Source organism: Pedobacter sp. (assembly GCF_045628745.1).
In the GTDB taxonomy this organism is placed as follows: domain Bacteria; phylum Bacteroidota; class Bacteroidia; order Sphingobacteriales; family Sphingobacteriaceae; genus Pedobacter.
Genome location: NZ_JAZQPU010000331.1, coordinates 1 through 9165, shown reverse-complemented (window position 1 = coordinate 9165; position 9165 = coordinate 1). Strand labels below are relative to the sequence as shown.

The 9165-nt window shown below is 41.3% G+C and carries 8 protein-coding genes; 5 read left to right on the top strand and 3 right to left on the bottom strand.

Going from position 1 to position 9165, the window contains the following annotated elements:
• The 4 genes from ACR2F7_RS12240 to ACR2F7_RS12225 form a co-directional block, all read left to right on the top strand.
• On the top strand, nucleotides 1–1319 hold a 1319-nt coding region (locus ACR2F7_RS12240), incomplete at its 5' end, for a glycoside hydrolase family 88/105 protein (protein WP_432713845.1).
• A 72-nt stretch (nucleotides 1320–1391) separates the two neighbouring features.
• Complete coding sequence (locus ACR2F7_RS12235) at nucleotides 1392–2507, top strand: PKD domain-containing protein (RefSeq protein ID WP_432713844.1); 1116 nt, start codon at nucleotides 1392–1394, stop codon at nucleotides 2505–2507.
• A 403-nt stretch (nucleotides 2508–2910) separates the two neighbouring features.
• Entirely contained in the window at nucleotides 2911–3342 is a 432-nt protein-coding gene (locus tag ACR2F7_RS12230; RefSeq protein WP_432713843.1) for a DUF2147 domain-containing protein, read from the top strand.
• Entirely contained in the window at nucleotides 3342–4364 is a 1023-nt protein-coding gene (locus ACR2F7_RS12225; RefSeq protein WP_432713842.1) for a WD40/YVTN/BNR-like repeat-containing protein, read from the top strand. The genes ACR2F7_RS12230 and ACR2F7_RS12225 overlap by 1 nt, the downstream gene beginning before the upstream one ends.
• On the opposite strand, the gene ACR2F7_RS12220 is transcribed toward ACR2F7_RS12225, so the two are convergent.
• The 3 genes from ACR2F7_RS12220 to pncB form a co-directional block, all read right to left on the bottom strand.
• Complete coding sequence (locus ACR2F7_RS12220; RefSeq protein ID WP_432713841.1) at nucleotides 4345–4767, bottom strand: secondary thiamine-phosphate synthase enzyme YjbQ; 423 nt, start codon at nucleotides 4765–4767, stop codon at nucleotides 4345–4347. The genes ACR2F7_RS12225 and ACR2F7_RS12220 overlap by 20 nt on opposite strands.
• A 75-nt stretch (nucleotides 4768–4842) precedes the next feature.
• Complete coding sequence (locus ACR2F7_RS12215) at nucleotides 4843–6981, bottom strand: glycoside hydrolase family 97 protein (protein WP_432713840.1); 2139 nt, start codon at nucleotides 6979–6981, stop codon at nucleotides 4843–4845.
• Between the two features lie 58 nt (nucleotides 6982–7039).
• Entirely contained in the window at nucleotides 7040–8224 is a 1185-nt protein-coding gene (pncB, locus tag ACR2F7_RS12210) for a nicotinate phosphoribosyltransferase (RefSeq protein ID WP_432713839.1), read from the bottom strand.
• A gap of 72 nt (nucleotides 8225–8296) precedes the next feature.
• On the opposite strand from pncB, the gene ACR2F7_RS12205 reads away from it, so the two are divergent.
• A partial coding sequence (locus ACR2F7_RS12205) for a cation diffusion facilitator family transporter (RefSeq protein ID WP_432713838.1) occupies nucleotides 8297–9165 on the top strand: 869 nt, incomplete at its 3' end.

Below are 9165 nucleotides of genomic sequence, written 5' to 3'. Positions count from 1 at the left end.
CAAGCCAAATAGCTATAGCTCAAGAACCTAAGCAACATAACGATGTTACGGCACCCTTGCATTTAATGAAGCCTGATTATGTAACGCCTTATGGTAAACCTGCTGCCGAAGATATTACCAAAGTACTCAACCGCGTGTACCTCTACCTGGATGCGGTAACACCGGCAAAGGTTGTTGACCCAAAGACTAAGGCTGAGATCACCGATTTGAATAAATTGACTAATGATGCTGTTTTTGCCGCTGGCGATTACAGGCTCACTAGTTATGAGTGGGGGGTAACTTATGCCGGCATGTTGAATGCCGGTGAGGCTACGGGCGACAGTCGTTATACGGCCTATACCCAAAAACGCCTGAAATTGATTGCAGCTATTGCACCTTATTATTCAAAGCAGCTAAAATCAAATCCTAAATTGGTAACGCCTGTAAGCACGGTATTAAAACCTCATGCATTGGATGATGCCGGTGCAGTTTGTGCGGCGATGATTAAAGTTGAACGTTCGGGTTATAAAACCAACCTTCGCCCATTGATCGATAATTACATCACCTATATTTCTGATCAGGAATTCCGTTTGGCCGATGGTACACTGGCACGTAATCGTCCGCAGCCCAATACGCTTTGGCTAGATGATATGTTTATGAGTGTGCCTGCATTGGCACAAATGGGCAAGCTGACCGGAAATGTAAAATACAATGATGATGCAGTGAAACAAGTGCTCCAGTTTTCTGAGCGCATGTTTAACAAGCAAAAAGGTTTATACATGCACGGCTGGGTACAAGGCATGGCCTTTCATCCTCAATACCATTGGGCACGTGCAAATGGCTGGGCCGTGATGACCATGGTAGAGCTGTTAGATGTTTTACCGAAAGAGCACCCGGGCTACCAACCTGTGCTTAAACAATTGCAGGCACATATTGAAGGTCTTGCCGCTTACCAGGATGGCACAGGCTTCTGGCACCAGTTGTTAGATCGCAATGATTCTTACCTTGAAACTTCTGCTACCGCTATTTTCGCCTATTCAATTGCCCGTGCGGTAAACAGGGGTTATATTGATAAACGTGCCTTTGCTCCCGTTGCTATTTTAGCATGGAATGCTGTGGCGACTAAAGTAACTGACAAGGGTCAGGTGGAAGGTACTTGTGTTGGTACAGGCATGGGTTTTGACCCTGCATTCTATTATTACCGCCCTATCAATGTATTTGCGGCGCATAGTTACGGACCGGTTTTGTTAGCTGGCTCAGAAGTATTGAAGCTGATCAAGAACTTTGAGTTTGAAATTAACGACAGCTCCTTACAGTTGAAAGTTGCTGGCAAGGAATAAACGCAGCCTGATCAAATGCAGTAGAGGTGGAAACGCCTCAGCTCCGTACAATCAAATCATATACGCTTATTAATGAATATTTTTACTTTAAAATTTAAGAACATCAACGTAAAACAAGGTATAGCACTTACCTTGTTTACGTGTTGTCTTTTATTCAATTTTCACGATTCCATAGGGCAGGAAAAACGCAGCTATCAGGTTTTCCAATTTCCAGCCAATAAAATTCCTGTTATTGATGGTAATGCAGTGGATTGGAACCTGGTGCCCGAAAGTTACAGCATTGGCATGGACCAGCTGTGGGATGACAGTAAAAAACACACTGCCAATGCAGCCAACCTCGATGTAAAGGTAAAAGTAGGTTGGGTAAAAGGTATGAACCGACTTTATTTCCTCTACGAAGCCTATGATGATTATTGGGATTTCTCTTTGTCGGATTTGCACAATGATATTTTTGAGGTTGTAGTAGATGGCGATCAATCTGGCGGCCCTTTTATCGACAGGTTTCACCCTAATAAGGAGCTCAGCATGATGGATGCCTATTTTTCTTTTCATGGTGTGCATGCGCAGAACTACCATATTTTTACCCCTGCACAAGGTAAAGAATGGGCATTGGCATGGGGCAGTCCTTCGTGGATTAAAGATTTGCCTTATGCAAATGCAGCGGTTAACTATAATTTTAAACCCGGCGACTCAGGTAAACTTACCCTGGAATTCTGGATCACCCCCTTTGATTATGCCAGTGCGAAGGGGCCTTCATTTTCTGTAGAATCTGAATTAACAGAGAATAAAAATATTGGCCTGGCCTGGGCAGTGATCGACTATGATGATGTGAAAGCCAAAGGACACAATGGCTTTTGGAACCTTTCCAAGGAGCATACCATGTATGGTAATGCCTCTTATCTGCTTCCCTTTAAGCTGATGCCTTTAGAGGATCAGTTTAAAAAAAGCATGGAGGCAAAGTGGTCTTTTAAAGTCATTGATATGAACAAAAGGCTGGTTGCTTTTACAGATGAATCCATTGGGAAAGGCTTAAAATGGAAATGGGATTTCGGTGATGAAACCACCTCTACAGAACAAAATCCTATCCATACCTATGCCAAACCTGACCATTATATAGTAACTTTATACATAGAAGGACCGGCCGGTAAATCAAAGCTCACCAAAGTCTGGGATGTGGCTGTAAAATAATAGCATACGCTTTATAGCAAGGGCAGGGTCATTTAAAAAATGATTCTGCCTTTTTTTTGCCTGTTAAAATCTAGCTTTTGACTTAAGGTCTTTTAAAAGACGGCTTAGTGACAGCTAGTAATGACAGCGCATCCAATCCACGGTGAGTACACACTCAGTCCACCCTTTGTTCGGTAAAACGTGGACTCACTGTGGACTCACTGTGGACTCACCGTGGACTCACCCATACCTGACAAAAAGCTGGCGACAAGCTAATGCCAATATATTTATACAAGAGTGACGACTAATTTTGTAAACCCTTACCAGCTCATACAGGCACAAATTTCTTTTTTTCGATTTTTCACGAAATATTCTTTTATATGAAGTGATTTTATAACTTTAATAAATAATATAAAAAAACTGTATGAGATATTTTTCAATTCTATTATTGCTTACTGCCATTTCCTTTTCAGGATTTTCGCAAAGTAAAGATGCCATTCTTGGCCAATGGGTAAATCCTTCGGGAGAAGCGCATATTGACATTTATAAAAAAGGTGATAAGTACTTCGGTAAAATCGTGTGGTTAAAAAACCCAAAGGATGAAAAGGGAAACGTTAAATTAGACGCTAAAAACCCTGATGCTGCCTTAAAGACAAAACCAATTTTAGGTCAGGAAATGTTAAAGAACTTTGTTTACGAGGATGGTAAATGGACGGATGGCAAGATCTATGATGCTAAATCTGGCAAAACTTATAGCTGTAACATTACGCCGGTAGAGATGAACAAAATCAGTATCCGCGGATATATTGGTGTTTCTTTATTTGGTAGATCAGAAACCTGGAGCCGCGTAAAATAATGAAATACTTAAGCCTCCTGTTGCTGTTGTTGCCCATGGCTGTTTTTTCTCAAGGCTATGAATTAAAGCCTTTAAACACCGGTACCAATACCAGTATCAGGGGGCTTTCTGTGGTTTCCAACCAGGTGGCCTGGGTAAGTGGCAGCCGCGGCACCATTGGTAAAACCACTGATGGTGGCCAAAACTGGACCTGGATTTACCCGGAGGGCTTTGAGAAATTAGACTTTAGGGATATTGAAGCTTTTGATGAGCAGCGTGCTATAATAGTTAATGCAGGTTCGCCGGCCTATATTCTTTTAACCGTTGATGGGGGGAAATCCTGGAAAACGACTTATAAAAACCTTGATTCAGCCATATTTTTAGATGGCATGGATTTCTGGGATCAGCAAAATGGGATGGTGTTTGGTGATCCGATCAAAGATCAATTGCAAATCTTAAAAACCAGTAATGGTGGCAATAGCTGGACTGACATCTCTGCACAGCTGAACATAAAGATGCATCAAGGTGAAGCCTCTTTTGCGGCTAGTGGAACAACCATTAAAACATTAGGCAAAGGAAAGGTCTGGATTGCCACTGGTGGCCTTATATCAAATATTTACCATTCCAGCAACTACGGACAGACCTGGCGCAAATATGCTTGTCCGATTTGGCAGGGAGAAAATTCTACCGGTCCCTTTTCTATGGATTTCTATAATGAAAAACATGGGATAGTAGTAGGGGGCAATTATGTGAAAGATACCGTATCGGTTAACAATGCTTTGCTGACTAATAACGGAGGCATGGACTGGACCATTCCGGTTAGCTCGGTGAGTGGATATCGCTCGGGTGTGGTTTATGTTGACGATAAAACCCTGATTGCAGTAGGCACATCTGGGGTAGATATTTCAACGGATGGAGGACAGATCTGGAAGAAAATCTCTGCTTTAAGTTTTAATGCCGTGCGCAAGGCAAAAAAAGGGAAGTTGATATTATTGGCAGGCGAAAAGGGTAACATTTATAGCCTTAAACTCCCCAGGCCGTAATCATTAAACTTCTGCGGCCACCAAAATTGCGGTGCTCGCCTAGGTAAATACCTTGCCAGGTACCCAATGCCAGTCTTCCTTTAAGCACAGGAATCATAACTGAAGTGCCCAATAAAGCAGCTTTCAGGTGTGCAGGCATATCATCACTCCCTTCATAATCATGCTTATATTCAGGGTCATTTTCTGGTACATTTTTATTGAAGAACATCTCGAAATCCAGCCTTACGGTAGGGTCCGCATTTTCATTGATGCACAAAGAAGCAGAAGTGTGCTGTATAAACACCTGGCACATGCCATTGTTAATTTCCCTTAACCTGGGCATGGCATTCACCACATCGTCCGTAATCAAATGAAAACCTCTTCTTTTTTCAGGTAAAATCAACTTTTGCTGTAACATGATCATGGCTGTGGATTTTAAAGAAACAGTTGTTGTGCAATTTTTTGCCACCGCACAACAACTGTTTATACTATCAATTACTTATAATTTTTGCAATTTTTTATCTGCTGCAGTAGCTTCTGCTTTAATGCTGATGGCAACACCACCACCGGCAGCCATTGCTTGTTTCAACACACTTTTAGAGGTCACCAAAACTTTTCTGATGGCATAACTCTGTGGGTTTTTGTCGTAGCTGGCGTCTTTTCCATCTGCATAAATGGTGGCTACATATGTTTTGCCTTTAGGCAGGTAGCTAAAGTTAATGGTTGCCGTACGTGGCACTTCATCACTGATACCACCAATATACCATTCATTTTTGTTTTTTGCTTTACGTGCAATGGTAATATAATCGCCAGGTTCTGCTTCCAGAATTTTAGTATCATCCCAGTCAACAGCCACATCTTCAATAAATTGAAAAGCATCCAAAAACTTGTTATACGTTTCTGGCAAATCTGCCGCCATTTGTAAAGGACTATACATGGTTACATATAAAGCCAACTGATGTACCAGGGTGCTGTGTACAAAAGAGGTGTTCTCAGGGTTGTAAGCACTGATTTTTGTTTGGAAAATACCCGGGGTATAATCCATAGGGCCACCAATTAAACGTGTAAAAGGTAAAATGGTGGTATGGTCAACGTTGTTACCGCCAAAAGATTCATACTCCGTACCACGAGCAGCTTCGTTAGCCAGCAAGTTAGGGTAAGTTCTGTTCAAACCTGTGGGCCTTACTGCCTCATGTGCATTCACCATAATTTTATAGTCTGCTGCTTTTTTAATGGCAAACAAATAATGATCTATCAGCCATTGTCCGTAGTGGTGCTCACCCCTTGGAATAATGTTACCTACGTAACCACTTTTCACAGAATTATAACCATTCTCTACCATGAATTTATAAGCGGTATCAATATGGCGCTCATAGTTGCGTACAGAGCTGGACGTTTCATGGTGCATCATCATTTTAATGCCTTTTGATGCTGCGTAACGGTGTAATTCCTTCACATCAAAATCAGGGTAAGGGGTAACAAAGTCGAAAACATAGTCTTTGGTTTTGCCAAACCAATCTTCCCAGCCTTCATTCCATCCTTCCACTAAAACCGCATCCATTTTGTGTGCTGCGGCAAAATCAATGTATTCTTTAACATGTGCTGTATTGGCAGCATGTTTACCATTAGGTTTCAGTTTTTTATAATCTGTTACACCCAATTGCACACTTTCTACATCGGCATACGCCCAGGTACTTTTGCCGGTAATCATTTCCCACCATACACCAACATATTTAATAGGCTTGATCCAGCTCACATCCTTATATTTTGTAGGCTCATTGAGGTTCAATACTAATTTAGAGGCTAATATGTCTGTGGCTTTATCGCTGACAATAACGGTTCTCCATGGCGACTGACCAGGACTTTGCATATAACCTTTATCACCCACTGCATCTGGCGTCAAGAAAGATGATAAAATAAAGTTTTTGTCATCCAGGTCTAAAGACATGGTAGAATAGTTTACCAAAGCAGCCTCATGAATATTGATGTATAAACCATCTTTACTTTTCAGCATTAAAGGTGTTTGTAAACCTGTAGGCGAGAAAGTGGTTTGAGAAGCATTTGGTGTTACCGCTTCTTTCATTTTTCCTCTCACTTCAGAAAGGTTAGAAGTAACGGTGCTGTATTCCTGGGTATCAAAATCGCCGGGAAGCCAAAACGCTTTATGGTCGCCATTTAAAGCAAACTGTGTTTTTTCTTCTTTGATAATGAAGTAGTTTAAGTTTTTCTGCTCTGGAAACTCATACCTGAAGCCTAAACCATCATTAAAAAGGCGGAAACGGATGCGGATATACCTGTCTTTTTCGGCCTTTTGGGTTAAAGTAACCAATAGCTCCTTGTAATTGTTACGGATGGTTTTTACTTCGCCCAAAACAGGGTTCCATGATTCATCAACAGATTTTTGTTCTGCATTACTTAGCGTAAAGCCCTCCAGCATAGAAGGCACATCTTTGGTTTCAATACCCAGTTTACTTGGTTTGATGACTTGTTTGTTTTTATAGCTAAGTTGGTAGGTGGGTATGCCACTTTCTGCTATCCAGAATTTTAAAGTAAGGTTCTTATCTGGCGACTTGATTTCCTGTGCTTTAACCAATGAAAAGCAGCAAATAAGAAATAGGGTAATTAGTAGTTTTTGCATTTGTGTGTATTATTTGTGTGTTGTGTTTAATTGAATAAGCGTTTTATAAAAAAGGAAATTAGTCGAGTGCTAATATTGTTTTAGCAAGGTCAATCATTTTTTCAGCTCCCGTATATTTACCATGGTCATCAGATAATTTAACCACATCGGTCCATTCGCCATCCTGCGGATACGCGGCTGTCATTTTGACTACAATATTCATGGGCTGTGGGCCCACATCATTGGTTAAATTAGTGCCAATACCAAAAGAAAGGCCTATTTTATCTTTGCAATAAGCAACAATCCGAGCCACTTTATCATAATTTAAACCATCAGAAAAGATAATGGTTTTGGTACGAGGATCTATACCTAGACTTTCATAATGCGCAATGACCTTGTCGGCAAAAAGTAGAGGATCGCCACTGTCGTGCCTCACACCATCGAACAGTTTAGAGAACATTTTATCGAACTGTTTAAAGAAGATTTCAGATGTATAAGTGTCTGAAAGGGCAATGCCTAAATCGCCGCGATAAACATCCACCCAGTGTTCCAAGCCAATGGCATTGGCCATATTAAAGCCATAACGGGCGGCATGGAACATAAACCATTCATGGGCATGGGTACCTATAGGTTTAGTTTGGTACTGCATGGCCATGTGTACATTGCTGGACCCTATAAAAGGACCGCCGCCATATTTCTTCAACGCCTTGAGCACCAAAGAATGCACTTCATAGCTGTATCTTCTGCGGGTACCGAATTCGGCAACGGTAACGCCTAAGTTATGGTAAGCTTCAATTTTCTTGCGGGTAATGTCTATAACTTCCTCATCGCTAATCCTCACGGCATCCGTCATTTTATAATAAAGCTCACAGATGAGCGACATGAGGGGCACTTCCCATAAAATGGTGCGGTACCACAGGCCTTCCACTTTTACTTCCAGGTTTTCACCTTCTTGCCAAATGCTTACTTCTTCAGGATTATAGCGATAGCCTTCTAAAAAATCAAGGTACACTGGGTCAAGGTAAGGACAGGTGACCTCCAGGAAATTCTTTTCCTCTTTGGTGAGCTTTAACAGGGCCATTTCCTGTACGGCCACTTTCAGCACCTGCGCAAAACCAGCAGGAAAAGTATGGTGACCACGGTTGATGAATTGATAACGGGCTTTGGCACCTGGAAATAACCTTACAACACCTTGTTGCATAGTAAACTTATAAAAATCATTGTCTAGAATAGAAACAAATGAAAAGGCCGGATGTGGAAGCATAAGCAATTATAAAATGCCAAAGATAAGATAATAGGAACATTTAAGCCTTATTATTGTTGATTAGACATCCTCATGGCAAAAAATCAAAAGAGTATCTATAGTGCTTTAATAGCGAATTTACTGATTGCAGTTACAAAATTTATCGCAGGTGCATACACCAATAGTTCCTCCATGATTTCTGAAGGCATCCATTCGCTGGTCGACACCGTTAACCAGGTTTTACTTTTGTATGGATTAAAAAGAAGCAGGAAAGCCCCGGACTCCATTAGACCTTTTGGCTATGGCAGGGAGTTATACTTTTGGTCGTTCATTGTATCTATCCTGATTTTTGGCTTAGGCGGAGGCCTTTCTATTTACCAGGGTATACAGCATATTGTACATACCGAGCCTCTTGGCGACCCCACATGGAATTATGTGGTATTAGTGATCTCCATGATTTTTGAAGGAACATCTTTAGTGATTGCCATTAAGGAGTTTAATGCGGTGAGAGGAGAGTTAAATTTTTGGAAGGCTATTGTGAAAAGTAAAGATCCGTCGAGCTTTTTAGTGCTTTTTGAAGATGGTGCGGCCGTGTTGGGTTTGTTCATTGTGCTGGTGCTTATGATTATTGGTCATACCTTCAATATACCTTTTTTAGATGGTGTGGCCTCAATTTTAGTAGGTACCTTACTTGTTTTTGTATCTTTTATTCTGGCCAGGGAAAGCCGCAGCTTATTGATGGGAGAGGGTATAACCCCTGAAACGAAGCGTGATATTATTTCAATGGCAGAAGAAGATGAGGCCGTGATAAGGGTAGCCAATGTATTGTCAACTTACCAATCTCCGGAGGAGGTGGTTTTGGTGTTGGTTATTGTGTTCGAAGCAGATTTAGATACGGAAGAAATTACAGATGCCATTACCAGGATCCGTAAAAAGATTAAACAAAAATACCAGCTGGTTCA

Bases quoted from the DNA above. Each gene is read 5' to 3' on its own strand.
- ACR2F7_RS12230 (WP_432713843.1), top strand. From the start codon at position 2,911: ATGAGATATTTTTCAATTCTATTATTGCTTACTGCCATTTCCTTTTCA.
- ACR2F7_RS12215 (WP_432713840.1), bottom strand. From the start codon at position 6,981: ATGCAAAAACTACTAATTACCCTATTTCTTATTTGCTGCTTTTCATTG.
- ACR2F7_RS12235 (WP_432713844.1), top strand. From the start codon at position 1,392: ATGAATATTTTTACTTTAAAATTTAAGAACATCAACGTAAAACAAGGT.
- pncB (WP_432713839.1), bottom strand. From the start codon at position 8,224: ATGCTTCCACATCCGGCCTTTTCATTTGTTTCTATTCTAGACAATGAT.
- ACR2F7_RS12225 (WP_432713842.1), top strand. From the start codon at position 3,342: ATGAAATACTTAAGCCTCCTGTTGCTGTTGTTGCCCATGGCTGTTTTT.
- ACR2F7_RS12220 (WP_432713841.1), bottom strand. From the start codon at position 4,767: ATGATCATGTTACAGCAAAAGTTGATTTTACCTGAAAAAAGAAGAGGT.